At 71.2% G+C, this 21046-nt stretch carries 15 protein-coding genes; 8 read left to right on the top strand and 7 right to left on the bottom strand.

What is annotated here, in order from left to right; all coding sequences use genetic code 11:
* Window positions 1–414 carry a RidA family protein gene (locus tag EDD90_RS01265; RefSeq protein ID WP_123971311.1) on the bottom strand — a complete coding sequence of 138 codons (414 nt, stop codon included), beginning with the start codon at window positions 412–414 and terminating at the stop codon, window positions 1–3.
* Window positions 415–606: 192 nt separating this feature from the next.
* On the opposite strand from EDD90_RS01265, the gene EDD90_RS01260 reads away from it, so the two are divergent.
* Genes EDD90_RS01260 through EDD90_RS01245 form a run of 4 tightly spaced genes read left to right on the top strand, consistent with a single transcriptional unit; the run spans window position 607 to window position 6098 of the window.
* The gene (locus EDD90_RS01260; RefSeq protein ID WP_123971310.1) at window positions 607–1089 is read left to right on the top strand and encodes a cupin domain-containing protein; all 483 of its coding nucleotides are present in this window, start codon (window positions 607–609) and stop codon (window positions 1087–1089) included.
* Window positions 1086–2003 (top strand): acyl-CoA thioesterase II, encoded by a 918-nt coding sequence (locus EDD90_RS01255; protein WP_123971309.1) that lies wholly within the window; start codon window positions 1086–1088, stop codon window positions 2001–2003. Before EDD90_RS01260 ends, EDD90_RS01255 begins: the two co-directional genes overlap by 4 nt.
* Before the next feature lie 46 nt (window positions 2004–2049).
* Window positions 2050–3702, top strand: a complete 1653-nt coding sequence (locus tag EDD90_RS01250) for an AMP-binding protein (RefSeq protein WP_123971308.1) — start codon at window positions 2050–2052, stop codon at window positions 3700–3702.
* Between the two features lie 11 nt (window positions 3703–3713).
* Window positions 3714–6098 carry a bifunctional salicylyl-CoA 5-hydroxylase/oxidoreductase gene (locus EDD90_RS01245; RefSeq protein WP_123971307.1) on the top strand — a complete coding sequence of 795 codons (2385 nt, stop codon included), beginning with the start codon at window positions 3714–3716 and terminating at the stop codon, window positions 6096–6098.
* On the opposite strand, the gene EDD90_RS01240 is transcribed toward EDD90_RS01245, so the two are convergent.
* The 3 genes from EDD90_RS01240 to EDD90_RS01230 all read right to left on the bottom strand — a co-directional run bounded on the left by EDD90_RS01240 (window position 6081) and on the right by EDD90_RS01230 (window position 9765).
* Window positions 6081–7403, bottom strand: coding sequence for a DUF3500 domain-containing protein (locus EDD90_RS01240; RefSeq protein WP_123971306.1), 1323 nt, complete (start codon window positions 7401–7403; stop codon window positions 6081–6083). The genes EDD90_RS01245 and EDD90_RS01240 overlap by 18 nt on opposite strands.
* Window positions 7404–7561: 158 nt before the next feature.
* Window positions 7562–9043: a cell wall metabolism sensor histidine kinase WalK gene (locus EDD90_RS01235; RefSeq protein ID WP_123971305.1), complete on the bottom strand. Its 1482-nt coding sequence runs from the start codon at window positions 9041–9043 to the stop codon at window positions 7562–7564.
* Window positions 9040–9765, bottom strand: a complete 726-nt coding sequence (locus tag EDD90_RS01230) for a response regulator transcription factor (protein WP_123971304.1) — start codon at window positions 9763–9765, stop codon at window positions 9040–9042. The genes EDD90_RS01235 and EDD90_RS01230 overlap by 4 nt, the downstream gene beginning before the upstream one ends.
* Before the next feature lie 91 nt (window positions 9766–9856).
* Here EDD90_RS01230 and EDD90_RS01225 point away from each other — a divergent pair, with 91 nt between their 5' ends.
* Window positions 9857–10429, top strand: coding sequence for a chloramphenicol phosphotransferase CPT family protein (locus EDD90_RS01225; protein ID WP_260327493.1), 573 nt, complete (start codon window positions 9857–9859; stop codon window positions 10427–10429).
* A gap of 6 nt (window positions 10430–10435) precedes the next feature.
* Here the strand turns inward: EDD90_RS01225 and EDD90_RS01220 are convergent, their stop codons facing one another.
* Window positions 10436–11887, bottom strand: coding sequence for a cytosine permease (locus EDD90_RS01220; RefSeq protein ID WP_185148852.1), 1452 nt, complete (start codon window positions 11885–11887; stop codon window positions 10436–10438).
* A 233-nt stretch (window positions 11888–12120) separates the two neighbouring features.
* Here EDD90_RS01220 and EDD90_RS01215 point away from each other — a divergent pair, with 233 nt between their 5' ends.
* Window positions 12121–12927 (top strand): serine hydrolase, encoded by an 807-nt coding sequence (locus EDD90_RS01215; RefSeq protein WP_123971302.1) that lies wholly within the window; start codon window positions 12121–12123, stop codon window positions 12925–12927.
* A 143-nt stretch (window positions 12928–13070) separates the two neighbouring features.
* Window positions 13071–14189 (top strand): AI-2E family transporter, encoded by a 1119-nt coding sequence (locus tag EDD90_RS01210; RefSeq protein WP_398923788.1) that lies wholly within the window; start codon window positions 13071–13073, stop codon window positions 14187–14189.
* Window positions 14190–14207: 18 nt separating this feature from the next.
* Here EDD90_RS01210 and EDD90_RS01205 read toward each other — a convergent pair whose 3' ends face one another.
* A complete protein-coding gene (locus EDD90_RS01205; protein ID WP_260327491.1) occupies window positions 14208–16469 on the bottom strand; it encodes a nitrate- and nitrite sensing domain-containing protein in 2262 nt (753 codons plus the stop codon).
* Window positions 16470–16695: 226 nt separating this feature from the next.
* On the bottom strand, window positions 16696–17517 hold the full coding sequence (locus EDD90_RS01200) for a DUF1684 domain-containing protein (RefSeq protein WP_123971300.1): 822 nt from the start codon (window positions 17515–17517) through the stop codon (window positions 16696–16698).
* A 272-nt stretch (window positions 17518–17789) separates the two neighbouring features.
* On the opposite strand from EDD90_RS01200, the gene EDD90_RS01195 reads away from it, so the two are divergent.
* Window positions 17790–20966, top strand: a complete 3177-nt coding sequence (locus tag EDD90_RS01195) for an amidohydrolase family protein (RefSeq protein WP_123971299.1) — start codon at window positions 17790–17792, stop codon at window positions 20964–20966.
* Window positions 20967–21046 lie beyond the last annotated feature (80 nt).

The raw sequence follows: 21046 nt of genomic DNA, 5'->3' as shown, positions 1-21046 counted from the left end.
CTACGGCCTGACCAGCCGCTCGTCCGGGATCACGGCCACGCCGAGGATCTCGATCAGCGCCTCCGGCTGCCAGAGCGCGGTGCAGCCGATGCCCGCCATCGCCGGATAGACGGGCCCCGCGAGCTCCCGCCACAACCTGCCGATCTCCTTGCCGTGGGCCTGGTAGTCGGGGATGTCGGTGAGATAGATCGTCACGCTCACCAGGTCCGCCGGCTCACCGCCCGCCGCGCGCAGTGTGGTGAGCACATTGCCGAACGCCTGGCGGAACTGCTCCACGATCCCGCCCGGAACGATCTTCATATCGGCGTCGAGTGCGGTCTGGCCGCCCAGATGGAGCGTGTTGCCCGCGAGCGTTCCGTGCGAGTAACCGCTCGGGGCGGGCAGCTCGGGCGGGTTCACGGCGACGGGAGTCATGAGGCCTCCGGTTCGGTGGTGTCCGGCTCCGGCCGCACGGCCGGTCGTATTGACAATAAATGACGACCGTGAAAAATACGAGATAGAGCGTGGTCCTGTTCCGGGCCCGGGCGGGCCACGGAAGCCCGAGCGGGCCGTGGAGCCCGCGCAGGCCACGGAACCCGAGCAAGGCACGGAAACGGAGCCGATTCCATGGAGCCCGACCTCAGCAAGTACCGACTGGAGGGCGACAACGCGATGTACCGCCTGCCCAGCGGCATCGTCGCCCCCGTCGTGACCCGGGCCGGTCTGGAGGACGTGAACACCGCCGACTCGGGCGGCGCCGTCAGGGTGTCGGGTGTCAGCGCCCGGCACACCCCGGCGCGCCGCCTGTGGTACGGCAAGGTCAGCAACGAGCCGGGCTACCGCTCGGTCACCCACCACCACGGCGAGGCCGAGACCGGCGGCTACGTCCTGTCCGGCCGGGCCCGGATCTACTTCGGCGAGAAGTTCGAGGACTACGTCGACATGGAGGAGGGCGACTGGGTCTTCGTCCCGCCGTTCATGCCGCACGTCGAGTGCAACCTCTCCCGGACCAAGCCGCTGGTGTGGATGACCACCCGGACCCCGGAGAACATCGTGGTGAACCTGCCCGACGTGGCCGACACCGACCTGCGCGACTGGCTGAACCGATGAATGCCACCCCGGGCGCCCCCGCCGCCCCGACCTCCGCGATCGTCACCGCGGCCCTCACGCTGAAGCCCGCCCCGCCGGAGCACTTCGACCTCGCCTTCACGGCCACCACCCAGCCCTGCCCCTGGCCCAAGGCCTACGGCGGCGACCTCGTCGCCCAGGCCGCCGCCGCGGCGATGCGCTCGGTGACCGACGGCAAGTCCCTGCACTCCATGCACAGTTACTTCCTGCGCCCGGCCGACATCGGCGCCGAGGTCCGCTACGAGGTGGAGGTGCTGCGCGACGGCCGCGGCTACAGCACCCGCCAGGTGCGCGGTTACCAGAACGGCAAGGTGCTCTACGTCTGTCTCGCCAACTTCGCGGCGGGGGAGCCCGGTTCGTCCTTCCACACCGAGTTCGCCGAGGAGGTCCCCGGCCCCGAGGACCTGCCCAGCTCGGCCGAGTACCTCGCCGACCGCACCGGCGGCACCATGACCGCCGAGTCCAAGGCCTACTGGCGCGGCGGCCGCGGCTTCGACATGCGCCACGTACCCGGCCCCGTCTACCTCACCGTCGAGGGCGAACGCCGGCCCCACCAGGCCGTCTGGGTAAGGCCGTTCGACGCGCTGCGCCCCGTCGAGGGACTCACCGACGCCCAGCGCGACCTCGCCGCCCTCGCCTACGTCTGCGACTACACGATCCTCGAACCCGTCCTGCGGGTCCTCGACCTGGCCTGGGCCGACCCCGGCCTGGTCACCGCCAGCCTCGACCACGCCATGTGGTTCCACCGCCCCGGAGCGGTCGGCGACTGGCTCCTCTACCTCCAGGAAGCGGTGGCCGCCGACGCGGGCCGCGGACTGGGCACGGGTCGCTTCTTCACCCACGACCACCGCCACCTGGCCACCGTGGTCCAGGAAGGCATGATCCGCCCCGCCTGAGCCGTCCGCCGCACGCCGCCGGCGGGCTCCCGGAAGGAACCTCACGTTGGCTCTTCCGCTCTCACCCACCTCGCACGTGGACACCTTCGCCCGGGACCACCTCCCGCCCGCCGAACAGTGGCCCACCATCGAGTTCACCACACCCGAACTGACCTACCCGGCCCGTCTCAACGCGGCCGCCGAACTCATCGACGCGGCCGTCGAGCGCCACGGCCCGGACCGCCCGGCCCTGCGCACCCCTGCCGGGGACCTGTGGACCTACGGGGACCTGCGCACCCGCGCCAACCAGGTCGCCCAGGTCCTCACCGAGGACCTGGGCCTGGTCCCCGGGCAGCGGGTACTGCTGCGCGCGCCCAACAACCCCTGGGCGGTGGCCTGCTGGCTCGGCGTCCTCAAGGCCGGCGGGGTCGTGGTGACCACCATGGCCGCACTGCGCGCCCGCGAGATCGTCCCCATCGCCGAACGGACCCGGCCGTCCGTCGCCCTGGTCGACCACCGCTTCACCGAGGACGTCCGCACGGTCCGCGACACCGTGCTGCCCGACCTGCGCGTGGTCGAGTACGGCGGCACCGGCGCCCACGACCTGGCCGCCCGATGCGCCGCCAAGTCGGGCGAGTTCACCGACGTCGACACCGCCGCCGACGACGTGGCCCTGCTCGGCCCCACCTCCGGGAGCACCGGAGTCCCGAAGATCACCATGCACTTCCACCGGGACATCCTCTCCATCGACAACACCTTCGCCCGCCACATCCTGCGGCTGCGCCCTGACGACGTGGTCGCCTGCACCGCGCCGTTCGCCTTCACCTTCGGCCTCGGCATGCTGGTCGTCTTCCCGCTGCGGGCCGGCGCCTGCGCCCTGCTCACGGAGACGGCGACCCCTGCTCAACTCGCCGACCTCGTCGAGAAGCACGGCGTCACCGTCCTCGCCACTGCGCCCACCGCCTACAAGGCGATCACCCGCGACGGCAAGGAACACCAACTGGCCGGCCTGCGGGTCGGGGTGTCGGCAGGTGAGCACATACCGCTCACCACGTGGGAGGAGCTGCGCGACCGCATCGGCCTCAAGGTCATCGACGGCATCGGCGCGACCGAGCTGCTGCACATCTTCATCTCCGCGGCCGACGACGACATCAGGCCCGGCGCCACCGGCCGCCCGGTCCCGGGCTACCGCGCGACCATCCTCGGCTTCGACGGCGAGGAACTCGGCCCGGGGGAGCCAGGACGGCTCGGCGTCATCGGCCCGGTCGGCTGCCGCTACCTCGACGACAAGCGCCAGCGGGACTACGTCGTGGGCGGCTGGAACGTCACCGGCGACATCTTCCACCGCGACGAGGACGGCTACTTCTACTACCACGCCCGCAGCGACAACATGATCGTGTCCTCCGGGTACAACATCGGCGGTCCCGAGGTCGAGGCCGCCATCGACACCCACCCCGACGTCGTCGAGTCGGCCGTCGTGGCCCGCCCCGACCCCGAACGCGGCTCGGTCGTCTGCGCCTTCGTCGTGCTGCGCGAGGGCGTCACCGGGGACCCGGCCAAGGCCAAGGAGATCCAGGACCACGTCAAACAGGTCCTGGCGCCCTACAAGTACCCGCGTGACGTCCGCTTCCACGACGTCCTGCCGCGCAACACCAGCGGAAAACTCCAGCGGTTCGCGCTCCGCAAGATCATCGAAGCAGAGCAGGTCGCGGAGCAGTGAGAGGAACTCCCTTGAAAATCGCGATCATCGGCGGTGGCCCGGGAGGTCTCTACCTCGCGGCCCTGATGAAGCAGTTGGACCCCGCCCACGAGATCACCGTGTGGGAGCGCAACGCCCCAGACGACACCTTCGGCTTCGGCGTCGTCTTCTCCGACGAGACCCTCGGCGGCATCGAGAACGCCGACACCGTCTTCTCCGAGGCGATGTCCCGCCGCTTCGCCCGCTGGACGGACATCGACATCCACTACCGGGGCGAGACCCACACCGTCGGCGGCCAGGGCTTCGCCGCCATGAGCCGCAAGGAACTCCTGCACCTCCTCCAGGAGCGCTGCCTCGAACTCGGCGTCGACCTGCGCTTCTCCACCCTCGCCCCCGACGTCGCCGAGCTGCGGGCGTCGTACGACCTGGTGGTGGGCGCGGACGGCGTCAACTCCGGTGTCCGCACGGCCCACGAGGACGTCTTCCGACCGCAGCTGGACCGGCGGCACAGCAAGTACATGTGGCTGGGCACCGACCGGGTCTTCGAGGCCTTCCAGTTCTTCGTCAAGGAGACCGAGTGGGGGGTCATGCAGGTCCACGGCTACCCTTACTCCGACGCAGGCTCGACGTTCATCGTGGAGATGCACGAGGACGTCTGGCGGCGGGCCGGCTTCGACGCCACCGAGGACGCGGTATTCGCGCCGGGTGTCTCCGACGAGCAGGCCGTGGCCCGGATCCGTGAGCTGTTCGCCGAGGAGCTGGGCGGCCACGAGGTGTTCGCGAACAACTCGAAGTGGCTGAACTTCACCACGGTCCGCAACCGGCACTGGCACCACGGCAACCTGGTCCTGATCGGCGACGCCGCCCACACCGCCCACTTCTCCATCGGCTCGGGCACCAAGCTGGCCATGGAGGACGCCCTCGCCCTCGCCGCCTGCCTGCACGAACACTCGGACGCGGAGAGCGCGTTGACGGCCTACGAGGCCGAACGGCGCCTGGTCGTGGAGTCCACCCAGCGGGCCGCACAGGCCTCGCTGGAGTGGTTCGAGCACATCGGCATGTACGTCCGCCAGGAGCCGGCCCAGTTCTGTTTCAACCTGCTCACCCGCTCGCGCCGTATCACCTACGACAACCTGCGCACCCGGGACCAGGAGTTCGCGGACCTCGTCGACGAGGCCTTCGCCGAGGCGCAGGGGCTGGGCACCAAAGCCCCCGCGATGTTCCAGCCGTTCCGCATCGGGCAGCTGGAGCTGAAGAACCGGGTGATCGTCTCCCCGATGGACATGTACTCCGCCGTCGACGGCGTCCCCGGCGACTTCCACCTGGTCCACCTCGGTTCCAAGGCCATGGGCGGGGCGGGGCTGGTGATGACGGAGATGGTGTGCGTCTCGCCCGAGGGCCGTATCACCCCCGGCTGCACCGGCCTGTGGAACGACGAGCAGCGCGACTCCTGGCGGCGCGTCGTCTCCTACGTCCACACCAACAGCACCGCCCGCATCGGCCTCCAGCTCGGCCACTCCGGCCGCAAGGGCTCCACCCGACTGATGTGGGAGGGCATCGACGAACCCCTCCCCGACGGCAACTGGGAGACCGTCGGCCCATCCGAGCTGCCGTACGGTCCCGGCCTGCCGGTACCCCGGGAGATCACCCGCGCCGACATGGACCGGATCACCGCCGAGTTCGTGGCGGCGGCCCGCCGAGGCGCCGAGGCGGGCTTCGATCTCCTCGAACTCCACTGCGCGCACGGCTACTTGTTGTCCTCGTTCCTGTCTCCGATCGCCAACCACCGCACCGACGAGTACGGCGGGTCCCTGGAGAACCGGCTGCGCTACCCGCTGGAGGTCTTCGACGCCGTCCGCGCCGCCTGGCCCGCCGGACGCCCCGTGATCGTGCGGATCTCCGCCACCGACTGGGTCCCCGACGGCAACACCGAGCACGACGCCGTCGAGATCGCCCGCGCCTTCATCGCCCACGGCGCCGCGGCCATCGACGTCTCCACCGGTCAGGTCACCAAGGACGAACAGCCCGCCTACGGCCGCTCCTACCAGACCCCGTTCGCGGACCGGATCCGCCACGAGGTCGCCGCCGCCAGCGGCACCGCCGTCATCGCGGTCGGCGCCATCGCCTCCTACGACGACGTCAACTCCATCCTCCTCGCCGGACGCGCCGACCTGTGCGCAGTCGGGCGTACGCACCTGTACGACCCGCACTGGACCCTGCACGCCGCCGCCGACCAGGAGTACCGGGGCGCCGCCGCCGAGTGGCCGGTGCAGTTCCGGGCCGGCCGGCGCAAGCCGCCCACCTCGCGCACCGACGCCGTACGCCCCCGCCTGTCGCTGCTCCGGGCGGACCAGGCGGGGGAGAACGTCCATCTGCGGTGGAAGCCCGCGGGGGAGGGACTACCGGTGGTGCGGTGACGTCAGGTAGTGCTGGCGGATCAGCTCCTTGCCGTAGTCGTTGCCGTTGGGCGTGCGGATGATGGAGTGCACGTGCATCTGGGTCGGGACGCCCTCGGTGCCGCCGTACGCGCCGCGCAGCGGGCCGGGTGCCTGGCAGTCGACCTCGACCCAGACCACCGGGCTGTGCACGCGGACGTAGAACGCGTCGTCGGCACCCGTACCACCGGCCCAGATCACGTAGGTGTCGTCGAGATGCGCCCGCACCTCCGCCATCCGCACCTTCGCCGCGTCGGCCTTGGCCCGGTCGACGAACGCCTCGACGATGCCGAGCAGTTTCTGCTTCTGGACGCGGGTGAGGACGTTGCCGCGGATGCCCTCGTACGCCTGGACCGCGTTGTCGGAGAAGGCCCCGGCCTTCATCGACTCGCTGGTCTTGGTGGCCGAGACGATCGCGACCGACTGCTGGTCCGCGGATAGGGAGTTGACGAAGGCGAGGCTCGCGAGGACCTCCTCGTGGCAGACGGTGACCGTCTCGCCGTCGATCTCCATGGAGGTCGGTTCGGAGCCCCAGAAGCAGGGGCTCATGACCACCTGGTCGCCGAGGACGAAGTAGTTGATCACGCAGTGGTGGCCGTCGAACTGGAAGCCCCACGGCTCGGTGGCGGACGGGGTGCCCATGAGGGTCCAGTAGTAGGCGTCCTCGTTGAACGAGGTGGTGTTGCCGATCGCCTCGCCGGCCGCCTGGTTGATCTTGCGGATCTTCTCCGTGGTCTTCAGGCCGTCCGCGCTCAGCGCCGACCTGAGCAGGGCCGTGCCCAGGTCCTTCTGCGTGTCGGTGAGATCCGCGAGCGACACGCCCTGCCGGGCGTAGGAGTCGACATTGCTCCACAGCCGCCACTCGGTGGAGTGGACCGTGAACTGGGTCGCGGACTTCTGGGTGTCGGTCAGACCGGTCAGGAAGGCGTTCGCGGCGTCGATGACGGGCGTGGTGTCGACCTTGGTGGAGTGGACGGTGAACAGGTCGTCGATCCGCTTGCCGTCCGTCGTCAGGCCGAAGAACTCCTCCGTCAGCGACTGGTTGCCCGGACCGCCGGCGCCGCCGCCCGGGCCGCCGCTCGGCGCGGCGCTGGGGGAGGGGCCGGCCGACGCGTCGGCCGTACCCGTGCCGTCGTCGGCGAGTGCCGTAAAGGCCCCTGCGCTGCCCATCGTCACCAGGGCGGTCGCCCCGGACGCGAAGAACACCTTGCGCATGAAGTTGCGGCCGCTCGCCTCGGTGCCCTCCGGTACCTGCTCGGGGCCCTCACCGGCGTCGATCTCGGGCATGCGGCTCCCTTCGTCATGGGCGCGTCCCTCGTGGACGGCCACCTGACGACCAGCCTGGTTCCTCCAACTGAGGCTGAACTGAAGTGAGTTGCTCATGAGAGCCCAGAAACGGCCGATGGCCTGGGATTATGTGAAGAAGCCGAGGGTTCAGGAAAGCTTCAGGGGGTCTGAGCGGCGGCGGTGGCGGCGAGGGGCAGGGTGACGGTGAATTCGGTGGTGCCCGGCGCACTGTCCACCCCGACCCGGCCGCCGTGCGCCTGGGTGATCGCGGCCGCGATGGCAAGGCCGAGCCCCGTCCCGCCCTCGGTACCGGGGGCGCGGGAGCGGGAGGCATCGCCGCGGGTGAAGCGTTCGAAGACCGCCGGCAGGAGATCGCCGGGAATGCCTGGACCGTCGTCGTGCACACGGATCGCGCAGTGCCCGTCCGCGGCCTCCACCGTGACGGTGATACGCGTCCCGGCGGGGGTGTGGGCCCGGGCGTTGGCGAGCAGGTTGGCCACCACCTGGTGCAGCCGGGACTGGTCGCCGAGCACCGTGGCGGGCGCGCCCAGGCGCAGCACCAGCTGCCAGTGGTGCTCGGCCCCGGCCGCCCGCGCGTCCCACACCGCGTCCCCGACCAGGGTCGCGAGGTTCACGTCGGCGGACTCCAGCGGTCTGCCCTCCTCCAGACGGGCGAGCAGCAGCAGGTCCTCGACCAGTCCCGTCATCCGCGCCGACTGGGCGGAGACCCGGCGCCAGGCCAGCTCCGGTTCGATCTTCCGGGTGTCCACGCCCATCAGCATCAGCTCGGCGTACCCGGCGATCGAGGCGAGCGGGGTGCGCAGCTCGTGGCTGGCGTCGGTGAGGAAGCGCCGCATGTGCTCCTCGGCGCGCTGGCGTTCGGACAGGGACCACTCCACGTGGTCGATCAGCCGGTTGAGCGCGACGCCGACCTGGCCGAGCTCGGTCCCCGGATCGGTGTCCGAGGCCGGTACCCGGGTGAGTCCGCTGACCTCGCCCCGGTCGAGCGGGGCACGGGAGACCTCGACGGCGGTGGTGGCGACCCGTCGGAGCGGCCGCAACTGCCGCCGGACCGCCACGGCCGACACCGAACCGGCCAGGACCAGCCCGGCCCCGGCGATGGCGGCCTCGACCACGACCAGGGAGTCGATCATGTCCTGCACACTGCCCACCGGCAGTCCGGCCAGCATGGCGGTGCCGTCCTCGGTGACGGCCGTCAGCCGGTAGGTGCCCAGGCCCGGGATCGTACGCGTGTGCAGGGTCCCGTCCGCCGGGATGCCGTTCAGGGCGGCGCTCTCGGCGGCGGTGAGGCTGCGCGGGCCGTCGTCGGTCACCACCTCCGCCGTGGCGATCGCCGTCCCGTTCATCACGGCCGCCAGGGTGCCCGTGTGCTGACCCCGTTCGTTGAGGAAACCGAGGCTCGCACCAGGCGGTCCGTGCTCCCGGCCGCCCTGGCTGTGTTCGGCGGCGTCGGTCACCCGCTGATCCAGGTCGCTCATCAGATAGACCCGCTGGACCGTCACCGTGGCGAGGGCCATCGCCGTACAGACCACCGCGAGGGTGAGCGAGTGGACCAGGACCATCCGGGCCCGCAGCGAGCGCCCGCGCAGCCGTGCCAGGGCCCGGCTGACGGCCGTCATGCCTCGTCGTCCGCGGCTCTGATGACATAGCCGGCGCCGCGCACGGTGTGGATCATCGGCCGACGCTCCTTGTCGATCTTCGCCCGCAGTCCGTAGACGTAGACCTCCACCAGGTTTCCGCCGCCGTCGAACGAGCTGTTCCACACGTGGTCGAGGATCTGCGTCTTGCTGAGCACCTGCCGGGGGTGGTTCATCAGGAACCGCAGCAGGTCGAACTCCTTGGCGGTCAGCGAGATCGGCGTGCCGCCGCGGCGCACCTCGCGGGTCCGCTCGCCCAGCACCAGGTCGCCGAGCACCCGCACCCCCTCGTCCCCGACGACGTCACCGGCTCCGGAGCGGCGCAGCAGCCCGCTCAGCCGGAGCATCACCTCGTCCAGGGAGAACGGCTTGGTCACATAGTCGTCGGCGCCGGAGGACAGCCCGTCGACGCGGTACTCCACCGCGTCCCGCGCGGTCAGCATCAGCACGGGCAGCCGGGCGTTCTCGTACCGCAGCCGGCGCAGCACCTGGATCCCGTCCAGGTCCGGCAGCATGCCGTCGAGGACGACAGCGTGCGGGCCGTACCTGCGGGCGGCGCGCAGGGCGCCGTAGCCGTCCTGCGCCACGTACGGCTGCCAGCCCGCCGCTGTCACGGCCACCGACAGCAGTTCGGTCAGCTCGGGTTCGTCGTCGACGATCAGCACACGGATCACGCCCGTCGCCGGTGTGAGGGTGTCAGACATGCCCCGATGCTCTCCCGGGGGGCTGTACGCGAGCTGTGGAGCGGCCCTCTCTGCGATCATGGTGGGGACACGACAACCGCAAGGAGGCCAGGTGTACGACGAGATCCCGGACACGGGCGGGCCCGGTACCGTCATCCTGCTGAACGGCACCTCCAGCTCCGGCAAGTCGAGCATCGCCGCCGAGCTGCTGCGCATCCTGGACGGCACCTGGTTCCACATGCCCGTCGACGCCTTCCATGCGATGCGCGGCGGCCAGGAGATGGCCGACGAGGACCTCCAGGCCGAGGTGGACCGCACCGCCAAGGGCTTCCACCGGGCCGTCGCCGGCATGGCCCGCGCGGGCAACAACGTCGTCGTCGACCATCCGCTCAGCAGGCGCTGGCGGCTCCTGGACCTGCTGGACCTGCTGACACCCCAGAAGACCCTGCTGGTCGGGGTGCGCTGCCCGCTCCCCGAACTGGAGCGGCGCGAGCGGCAGCGCGGTGACCGCCAGGTGGGCCTGGCGGCCATGCAGTACGACGCGGTCCACGCCCACGGGCTGCACGACATCGACGTGGACACCAGCGTCCACGGCCCGCGCGAGTGCGCCGGCCTCGTCCGGCAGGCCCTGCGGGACCTGGCGCGGCCCACGGCCTTCGAGACACTCCGCCGCGAGCTGCGCTGACAGCCCCTACGGCTCGCGGTGCTCGTGCGCCGCCCGCTCCAGCATCTCCGCCTCCGCCTCGGCGACGCGTGTCTCCTCCTCGACATCGATGGAGCGGGTCAGCCACCAGTACAGCAGCGCCGAGACCGGCAGCCCGATGAACAGGGAGATGTCCGCGCCGTCGAGGGCCTTGGCGGCGGGGCCGACGAACAGCGTGCCGACGGAGAAGAACGGGATCATGACGGCGAACCCGATCAGGTAGGAGACGATCCCCTGCCAGCCCCAGCGCCCGTAGATGCCGTTCGGCTTGAAGATCTCGGCGATCGCGTAGTGGCCCTTGCGCACCACGTAGTAGTCCATCAGGTTCACCGCGGTCCACGGGATGAACAGATAGAGCACCAGCAGCAGGAAGTTGTTGAAGTTCGCCAGGAAGTTGGACGTCGCGGCCAGCGCGCCGATCAGGGAGAGCACCGCCGTCAGGACGAGGGTGAGCAGGCGCACCCCCAGCGTCGGCCGTACCCGTTTGAACGAGTCGATGGCGCTGATCAGGGTGAGCGAACCGCCGTACATGTTCAGCGCGGTCACGGAGATCAGGCCCAGGGCGGAGAACAGCAGCACGACCGCGCCGAAGCCGTCGAAGATCTTGTCCCCGGCCGCGTTGATCGACGGGATCGTGTCGAAGTGGGTGCCCGCCCAGGCGGCCAGCAGCGTCCCGAGCACCATCAGCCAGATACCGCCGAGCGCCGAGCCGAAGTAGGTCCAGTAGAACGTCTTGCGGACCGTCACGTCCGGCGGCAGATAGCGAGAGTAGTCCGACACGTAGATGGCCCAGCTGATCTGGTAGCCGGCGACCACACCGAACTGGGCCAGGAACGGGGTGACCTTGAAGGCGCTCAGGTCGAAGGAGCCCGCCGGGTAGTGCAGGGTGACCAGGACACCGACGGTGAAGATCCCGAAGATGATCAGGAAGGTGTACGTCAGGACCTGCTCGGCCTTGTGGATGATGTCGTAGCCCACCAGCGCCACGACGAGTCCGATCACGGTGACGACGGCCACCCACAGCTTCACACTCCCGTGGAGCGTGGTGTGCAGGGCCTGACCGGCCAGGATGGTGTTGAACACGTTGAAGCCCGCGTACTGCACATACGCGAACAGCCACACCAGCAGCGCCCCGACATAGCCGAACTGCGGCCGCGACTGGATCATCTGCGGCAGGCCCAGCTGCGGTCCCTGCGCCGAGTGGAAGGCCATGAAGAACGTGCCGATCAGGGTGCCCGCGACGATCGCCAGCAGCGACCAGATCAGATTGCCGCCCTCCGTGATGCTGATCAGCCCCACGGCAAGGGTGGCGATCTGCGCGTTGGACATGAACCACAGCGGGCCCAGGTGCCACAGTTTGCCGTGCCGCTCGTCCAGCGGCACATAGTCGATGGACCTGACCTCCAGACCGCTCACTCGCGGTTCCGCCGATGTGCTCATGGCACCTCCCAGAGGCCAGGTCCGCCACTCTGATCACATTCTTCCCCCGGACAGGCCCGGATGAGGCATGCGGAATCTGTCTTTCGTGCAGCGGAAGATTTGCCTCGGTATCCGCCTCTGTTGCCCTGCTCACAAACCGGCCCCGTCGTGGCGGGCGTCACGTCGCCGTCCGGGCATTTTGTCTACGTTCGCAGTTCTGTGTCCCTTCGACCCGAACTGCCGAGGCGCCCGCCATGCTCAACCGAACCCTGTCCGTCGTGGCCATGGCGGTGACCCTGTTCGCCGGAGCCGCGCCCGCGGCCATGGCCGACAGCGCCGCAGACTCCACTTCGGGCGACTTCCGTGCCGCCGTGCAGGCGCAGGGCAAGGCGCGTGTCACGGCCGCCGTCCTCGACCTGGACGGCACGGGCCGGGAACCCGCGGTCTACGGCGACGACACCCCCTACGACACGGCGAGCATCGTCAAGGTCGACATCCTCGCCGCGCTGCTGCTCCACGCGCGGGACCACCAGCGCGAACTCACCGCACGGGAGAGCGCCCAGGCGGAGGTGATGATCCGCAACAGCGACAACGACGCGGCCAGCGCCCTGTGGCGGGCCATCGGCCGGGCCCCCGGCCTGGAGTCGGCGAACAGGCGGCTCGGACTGACCTCGACCACGGGCGGCCCTGACGGCAGGTGGGGGCTCACCCGGACCACGGCCAGTGACCAGATACGACTGCTGCGCGCGATCTTCGGCACTGGCTCCACGCCGCTGGACACCGCCTCCCGAAACCGTATCGGCACCCTGATGACGGAGATCGCCGCCGACCAGTCCTGGGGTGTCTCGGCCGCCGCGGACTCCGGCTGGGCACTGAAGAACGGCTGGCTCATGCGTACCGCCACCGGCCTGTGGGACATCAACAGCGTCGGACGCGTCACGGCCGGCGGCCACCACTACCTCGTCGCGGTCCTCTCCGACGGCAACGCGTCCATGCCGGACGGCGTGCACCTCGTCGAACGAGCCGCAGGCACGGCCGTCTCCACGACGGCGCCCCGCTGACCCCGTTGGCGCAGCACACCTCACCCGCCGCCTGAATTGCCCCTAATGTGCACTAGAGGCGACGGAGGCCAGCAGCGGGAGGTGCGGTGGCGGGTGCGGGCGGGCCGGCACGCGGGCGGGGCCGGGCACGTCCGGCCCGTGGCGTGGCGCCCGGCCGCCGGGCCGTCCGCGCGGTATGGATCCCCGAGCGGGCCCGCGATCCGCGTGCCGCCGCCTCCGTCAGCGCCGTCATCGTCCCCGCCCTGCGGATCGCCGCCGCCTACGCCTGGCGGCTCATCGTGGTCGGCATCCTCATCTACGGCGTCTTCATCATCCTGGGCCGCTTCCAGCTGATCGCCGTGGCCGTGTTCCTGGCCCTGGTCATCACCTCGGTGCTGCGACCGCTCGCCGACCTGCTCGGCCGGTGGCTGCCCAGACCGATCGCCGTGGCCGTGAGCCTGGTCGGCAGCATCTGCCTGTTCTTCGGGCTGCTGGCCCTGGTCGGCAACGCGGTCGCGGAGGAGTCGTCGACCCTGGCCGACGAGTTCCGCGGCGGCATCCACCGCATCGAGGTCTGGCTCCAGCGGCCGCCCTTCCGGCTCGGCCCGGGCGCCCTGTCGCATCTCCAGCAGCAGATCGTGGACTACATCCAGGCCCACCGCTCCAACCTGGCCGGCAGGGCGCTGAGCGGCTTCGGCACGCTCGTCGAACTGGTCACCGGGGGAGCGCTGGCGCTCTTCGCCTCGGTCTTCTTCATCCACTCCGGCGAACGGCTGTGGGCCTGGACGAGCCGGGAACTGCTTCCCGCCGGTGCCCGCCCCGCCTGGGACCGGACGGGCCGGGCGGCCTGGCGGACGTTCTCCGGATACACCCGCGGCATCATCATCGTGGCCGCCGTCAACGCCGTACTCGTCGGCATCGCCCTGTACGTGCTGCGGGTGCCGCTCGCGCTGCCGCTCACCCTGCTGGAGTTCTTCGCCGCGTTCATCCCGCTGGTCGGCTCACCGGTCGCGCTCGGCGTGGCCACCGTCGTGGCGCTGGCCGGGCGCGGACCGCTCACCGCCGTCGCCGTCCTCGTGCTGATCGTCGTCATCGGCCAGCTCGAAGGGCATGTGCTGCACCCCCTCGTGATGAGCTGGGCGGTACGCCTGCACCCCCTCGTCGTCGCCGTCTCCGTCATCGCGGGCAGCATCGTCGCGGGGGTGATCGGCGCCGTCGTGGCCGTGCCGTTCGTCTCCGTCGTCTGGGCGGTGGTGCGAGCCCTGCGCCCCGTGCCGCCCTGACGTCCGGGCCCCCGGGGCTCAGCCGTCCTTTCCGGGGCGGCGGCCCCGCTTCGGGGTACGGCGGGGCAGCTCGGAGGGCGCCGGCGGTCCGGACGGCGCGGACCTGCCGGACGGCGCCGGCATATCGGGTACGGCAGCGGCGGTCGGCGCGGCGGGGCGTCCGATGCCGTCGTCCCACGCCTCGTGGAGGCTGAACGGGTCGGCGGGCCCGTTCGCGAGCAGAGCCGCGAGCCCGGGCGTGGCGCGCGCCTTGAGCGCCGCCAGGGCCAGCGTGTCGGAGTCGGACTCCGCGCCGCTGCGCCAGGTGATGGTGCCCGGGAGCATCACGAGCGAGGTCGTACCGGACTCCGCGGAGGACGGCCGCAGCTGGACCCGGATGCCGTGCCGGTCGGCCAGCCTGCCGACCACGAACAGGCCCATGTGCTGGTAGACGTCGGCGTCGGCGGTCGGGGGATTCGCCAGCTTGTGGTTGATCAGCGCGAAGTCCTCGGGCATCAGCCCGATGCCCTGGTCATGGATCTCGATCATGATCCGGGTGTCGGGCAGCCGCGTCGCCGTGACACGGACCGTCGAGCGCGGCGAGGAGAACGCGGTGGCGTTCTCCAGGAGCTCGGCCAGCAGATGCACCAGGTCGGTGACGGCACGGCCGTGGATCTCGGCCTCCGGGATGCCCGCCAGCTCGATCCGCTCGTACTGCTCCACCTCGGAGGCCGCCGCCCGGATGACGTCGACGAGGGGGAGCGGTCGGTCCCACTGCTGGGTGGGCCGCTCGCCGCCGAGCACCAGGAGGTTCTCGCCGTTGCGGCGCACCCGCGTGGCCAGGTGGTCCAGCTTGAACAGGTTCGCCAGCTGCTCGGGGTCGGCCTCGCGGTCCTCCAGATCGGTGATCAGGGCGAGCTGGCGCTCGATCAGCGACTGGTTGCGGCGGGACAGGTTGGTGAAGATCGTGTTGACGTTGCCGCGCAGCAGGGCCTGCTCGGCGGCGAGCCGGACCGCCTCCCGGTGCACATGGTCGAAGGCGCGGGCCACTTCGCCGATCTCGTCCGTGCTGGTGATCGGGATCGGCGAGACCTTGGTGTCCACCTGGCCGGGCACGGCCTGGGACAGCTGGGTGATCACCGCCGGCAGCCGCTGCTCCGCGATCTCGATCGCCGACGCGCTCAGCCGGCGCATGCCCCGGCTCATCGAACGGGCCACCCACGCCGCGAGCAGGAACGCCACGAGTACGGCGCTCAGCGCGAGCGTGCCGTTGATGATCGCGTCCCGGCGCGCGTCACTCGCGATGCTCCGGGCGTTGGCGAGCGCCGTGTCGGTGAGATTGACCTCGATGCTCCGGTAGGCGTCGAAGGAGAGCGCGGACGCCGCGAAGAACGACTCCGGGGTGATGCCCTCGGCGGCCAGCTCCTCGGTCGGCTTACCGGTGGCGATCTCACTGAGCATCTTGGCCAGCTTCGGCGGCGTCACGAAAGCCTGCCCCGCCGCCTTGGCCTCCTCGGCGGCCTTGGCCGTCTGCGCCGCCCCCTTCTTCTGCGCGGCCGCCAGCGCCGTCTGCAACCGGGTCATGTCACCGGCGGTACCGGCGCCCGCGTACTCCTGGAGGCCCACCTGCTCCAGGTAGACGTACGAGCTGAACGAACCGAGCTGGTTCTGCAGTTCGCCCTCGCCGAGCGCGTCGCGGTCCTCGACCAGCAGATGCGTGCCGATCGAGCGCACCAGGGACTCGGCCGCCTGGGTCAGGGAGATGGCGTAGAGGGTGCGGCCGAAGCTCGCCTGGTTGTTGCTTCCGAAGCCCAGCTCGTTCGAGATCTCCATCAGCGGATGCTGGACGGCGTGATAGCTCTCCTCCGTCTGCACGCCCGACATCTTGGACGTGAACGCGGCGGCCCGCACGGTCGGCAGCTGCTTCTCGCCCGCCCGCACCAGCTCGATCCGCCGGAGGAGGCCCGCCGTCTTCGGCGCGCGGGCCACCGCCGCGTCGAACGCCTTGGCGTCGGCGTCGGTGACCTTGCGGGCCGCCAGCACGGCCGGTGCGTTCCGCTTGCCCTCCAGGAGCGGGATGACCGAGACGTCACGCTCGTTGATCGCGTCGCTGGCGTAGGCGTTCGCCGCCTGCACCAACTCCGCGACGCCTACAGCGTCGTTGGCGTCCTGGAGGGTGTCGATCGAGTTCTTCACCCGGATGCCGCCGAGCGCGAGGGCGACGAGCACCGGGATGAGCAGAATGGCCTGGAGGCGTCTCGCGACGCGCCAATTGCCGGTCAGGGGTCTGAGCTTGGACAAGACCGTCCCATTTCACAACAAGAATCGTGCGCGGGCTGTTCGCAGCCCGACGTTCAGTGGCCAATTTCTAACACCCAGCGATCGACTTCGACTGGTGTTTCGGTGAAGCGGTTTCTTCAAAGTGGTACAAAGCTCATCCAAAACCATCGATGGTCAACGCACGGATCGCCGGGCGCTTGGCTTGTTCCCGGCGATCCGTCCGACAGTCAGACAGCGAGCGCTTTCTCTAACGGCGTCCGCCGCGCTCCAGCGGGATCCTCTCGCCCGTCTCGATCGCGACCGGCAGCCGGTTCTCCGCCGGTGGCAGCGGGCAGGTGGCCAGGTCCGTGTAGGCGCAGGGCAGGTTGGCGGCGCGGTTGAAGTCGAGCGTGACCGCGCCCTCGCCGTCGGGCGCGGCGATCTGCAGGGAGCGGTTGGCCGCGTACGTCGTCACGCCGGAGGTCCGGTCGGTGAACAGCACCATCAGATCGCCCGGCGCCTTGCCGTTGAAGGCGGTGAGCCGGTACGCCGTGCCGGCCAGTTCGAACTCGACCTGGCCGGGGGAGTCGTAGACATGCTCCAGACCCTCGACCGCGGCGCCCACCGTCACCGCGCGCGGTGCGTCGAAGGGCAGGAAGCGGCCGGTGAGCACCCAGCGCGGGTCGGGTTCGTAGGCGGGCGTCCCGGTGAACGCCGTACGCAGCGCGTTGCCGGGGTGGCGGGGGCGCACGATGTCGTGTCCGCCGCGCTTGGCGACCTCGATCACCGTATCGCCCCAGCCGGCGTACACACTGGCGCGCTCGGCGAGGACTCCGAAGTCGTGGCGGCCGCGCACCGCATGCCCGTCGACGGTGATCTCCTCGTCCTCCGCCAGCTCGACCACCACCCCCTCCGCCGTGCTCGACCAGGCGCCCGGCGCGTCCTCGAACCGGGTGGGTTCCCCGTCCAGCCAGTGCAGGCCGGTGATGGCGAGGAACCCGTGCGGGCCCGCGAGCACCGCCTCCTTCTGCCGGTGCCACTCCTCCCACTCCTGGACGAAGCTCACCCGGTCGACGTCTTGGACGGTCATGTCGGCTCCTTCTCGCTGCATGGGTCGTACCTCGTACAACCGTCGCGCGGGCGCATGCCATCCGGAACCGGGAAGTGTTCACACGGCCGCAATGAGCGGGGCCCGCGCCACGGCCGCGTTCGCCCGGAAGTACGGCGGCCGTGCACGCACACCCCGGGTGCCGTCCGCGGAGAGCGAGCCGTTGCCCGACGTCCCAAGGGCCGGGATCACCGTGCGTGTTGGCCGGGGATGCCGTTGATACCGGGACGACAGGTGCACCAGTGTGTACGGTCATGGACCGCGACCGGAACAGCCGCTTTCGTCCGACCCGCCGTCAACTCCTCGCCGCCGCAGGCGCCGTACCCCTCGTGGGCGTGGCCCCAGCCGCCGTGGCGAGACCCCGTACCGACGCCCCCTCACTGGCATTCACCCGCGCCACCAACGGCGCGGCGACCCTCGCCCCTTCCGGCGACCGCCTGATCGCCGAGGCACAGGGCACCCTGTGGTCCCTGCCCCGCACCGGCGGCACGGCCCGCCCCCTCACCCCGGCCGGCCTGGAACCGGGCCGCCCCACCCACTCCCCGGACGGCGGGCTCATCGCCTTCTGCGCCTACCAGGACGGCGGATTCCACCTCTGGACCGTCCGCCCCGACGGCTCAGGCCTGCGGCAGCGGACCGACGGCCCCTGGGACGACCGCGGGCCCGCCTGGTCCCCCGACGGCACCCGGCTCGCCTTCGCCTCGGAACGCGCCGGCGACCCGGTCGACGGCAGCCCGTACCGCATCCACGTCCTCGACCTGAGCACCGGCCGGATCACCCGGGTGACCGGCCTCACCGGCCAGGACGGTCCCCTCCAGGACGGCCCGTGGGAGGACTACGACCCGACCTGGTCACCGGACGGCTCCGGCATCCTCTTCGTCCGCGCGAAGACGGTCTCCACCGCTACGGGCCCGGCCCTGGAGGCCCGCACCGTCGCGGAGGTCCCCGCCGACGGATCCGGCCCGGTCACCGTCCGGTACACCGAGACCGAGGCCGTCCAGGTCATGACGCCCACCCTCGCCGCCGACGGCCGCCTCGCCCACCTGCGCACCGTCGCCGCCCCGAACGCCTCCTGCACCCTCGCCGTCGACGGCCGCCCCGTCCCGGTCACCGGCGACATCGCCCCCGTGCCGCCGCGCTGGACATCTCAGGGGCACCTCCTGCTCACCGTCGACGGCGCCTTCACCCTCGTACGACCGGACAGCCCCGCACACCCGGAGACCATCCCCTTCGAGGGCGTGCTCCCCGTACAGCGGCCCCGCTACCGCACCAAGGAGTACGACCTCGGCGAGGCCCGCACCCGCCCTGTGCGGGGCATCCATCTGCCCGCGCTCTCGCCGGACGGCCGGCAGATCGCCTTCGCCGCCCTCAACTCACTGTGGCTGGCCAGCAGTTCGGGCGGCCAGCCGCCACGGCGACTGCACACGGCGGATCGCACCCGCTATGTCCTCGGCCCCACTTGGGCCCCCGACGGCGGGTCGGTGGTCTACGCCGACGACCGCGACGGGCTGCTCGGCGTCCACCGGCACGATCTCGCCACCGGCGAGGAGACCACGCTCGCCACCGGCGGCCGGGTGCACCCGGCGCTGTCGCCCGACGGACAGCGGCTCGCCTGCCTCGACCTCACGGGCCGGCTCCTCGTCCGCGACCTCGCGACCGGCACGGAACACGTCCTTGCGGCGGCGCTCGGCGGCGGCGGACTGCCCGGCCGCCCCAGCTGGTCGCCCGACGGCCGCCACCTCGCCCTGTGCGACCGCAACCGGCTCAACGCCCGCTTCCGTGAGGGCTACAACCTCGTCCGCGTCGTAGACACCACGACCGGCGCGGACCGCCTGCACGCCGTCGCACCCCATGTGTCGATCGCCGACCGCTACGACTCGGGGCCCGTCTGGTCGCCCGACGGCCGCTGGATGGCGGTGATCGTCGAGTCCGCGCTGTGCCTGCTGCCCGTCGGCCCCGACGGCACCCCGAACGGCGACCTGCGCACCCTCACCGACGAACCGGCCGACCACCCCTCCTGGTCGGCCGACTCCCGGACCCTGCTGTACCTCTCCGCCGGCCGGCTCCGGCTCGTCGGCGCCGACGGCGGCCCCGCCCGCACCGTCCGCGTCCCCCTCGACGCCACCGCACCCGCCCCCGCCGACCTGATCGTGCACGCCGGACAGCTGTGGGACGGCACCGGCGAGACCACCCGCGACGACGTCGACATCGTCGTCCGGGCGGGACGCGTCACGGCCGTCGAGTCCCACCGCTCCGGACGCCGGACCACCGGCCGCCTCGTCGACGCCTCGGTGTGCACCGTCACCCCCGGCCTGTGGGACACCCACACCCACCCCTGGCAGTCCACCTACGGCGGCCGCCAGACCGTCGGCCAGCTCACCTACGGCATCACCACCGCCGTGTCACTGGGCGGATTCGCCTACGAACAGGCCCGTGTCCGCGAGGCGGTGGCCGCCGGGCAGCTCGCCGGGCCGCGACTGCTCAGCACCGGTGAACTCCTCGACGGCGCACGGGTCGCCTACAGCATGGGCCGCGCCCACCGGACCCTGCCGGGGCTGCGCCGGTCACTGGAACGGGGCGCGGCGCTGGACTGGGACTTCGTCAAGACCTATGTGCGGGCGCCCGGTTGGGTGATGGCGGAGGCCGCCCGCTTCGCGCACGAGCGGCTCGGCGTCCGCTCCGGCAGTCATCTGCTCTCGCCCGGCGTCCAGCTCGGCCAGGACCTGACGACCCATCTCCAGGCCACCCAGCGCGCCGAGTTCGGGCACGCCGTCACCGCTACTGGCCACGCCTACCAGGACGTCGTGGAGACCTACACCGCGCGCGGCGTGGGCTTCTCCATGATCGCCACACCCTTCACCTCGGTACCGCTCCTCGGCGCGGATCCCGCCCTCGCCGACGACCCCCGGGTCACCGCGGTGATGCCCCCGTGGGACACGGCCGTCGTCCGGCAGGGCGCCGGCGTACCGCCCACCGCGGCCCAACTCGCCACCCTGAGCACGGAGATCGACGTCTACCGGGGCATCCTGGACGCCGGCGGGATTGTCGCCCTCGGTACGGACCAGCCCCTCGTCCCCGTCGGCCTCGCCCTCCACCTCGGGCTGCGCGCCCTGCACCGCGGGGGTCTGTCCCCGGCCCAGGCTCTGCGCACGGCGACCGTCCTGCCCGCCCGCCTCTTCGGGGTCGACCGCGACCTCGGCACCGTCCGGGAGGGCATGCTCGCCGATCTGACCGTCGTCGACGGCGACCCGTTCACCGACTTCGCCGCCCTCGTCCGTACCGTGGCGGTCCTCAGAGGCGGAGTGCCGTACACCACCGCGGAGTTGACCGCCCCCTTCGAGACGGTGACCCGGCGCGCGGCGGCGGTCGAGCAGGACTGGCTGGAGGTGGGGCGGCTGATGCGCAGGGACGGGTGCTGCGACGGGCACTGAGCGCTTCGCTGGAGACGCCGTGATGTCCGTCGTTCGGCTGCGGCGCCGTTGTGGCTGGGCGCGCAGTTCCCCGCGCCCCT

The organism is Streptomyces sp. Ag109_O5-1 (assembly GCF_003814875.1).
GTDB classification, from domain to species: Bacteria; Actinomycetota; Actinomycetes; order Streptomycetales; family Streptomycetaceae; genus Streptomyces; species Streptomyces sasae.
Note: the sequence above shows the minus strand (reverse complement) of the source record. Positions and strands in the feature narration are given on the sequence as shown.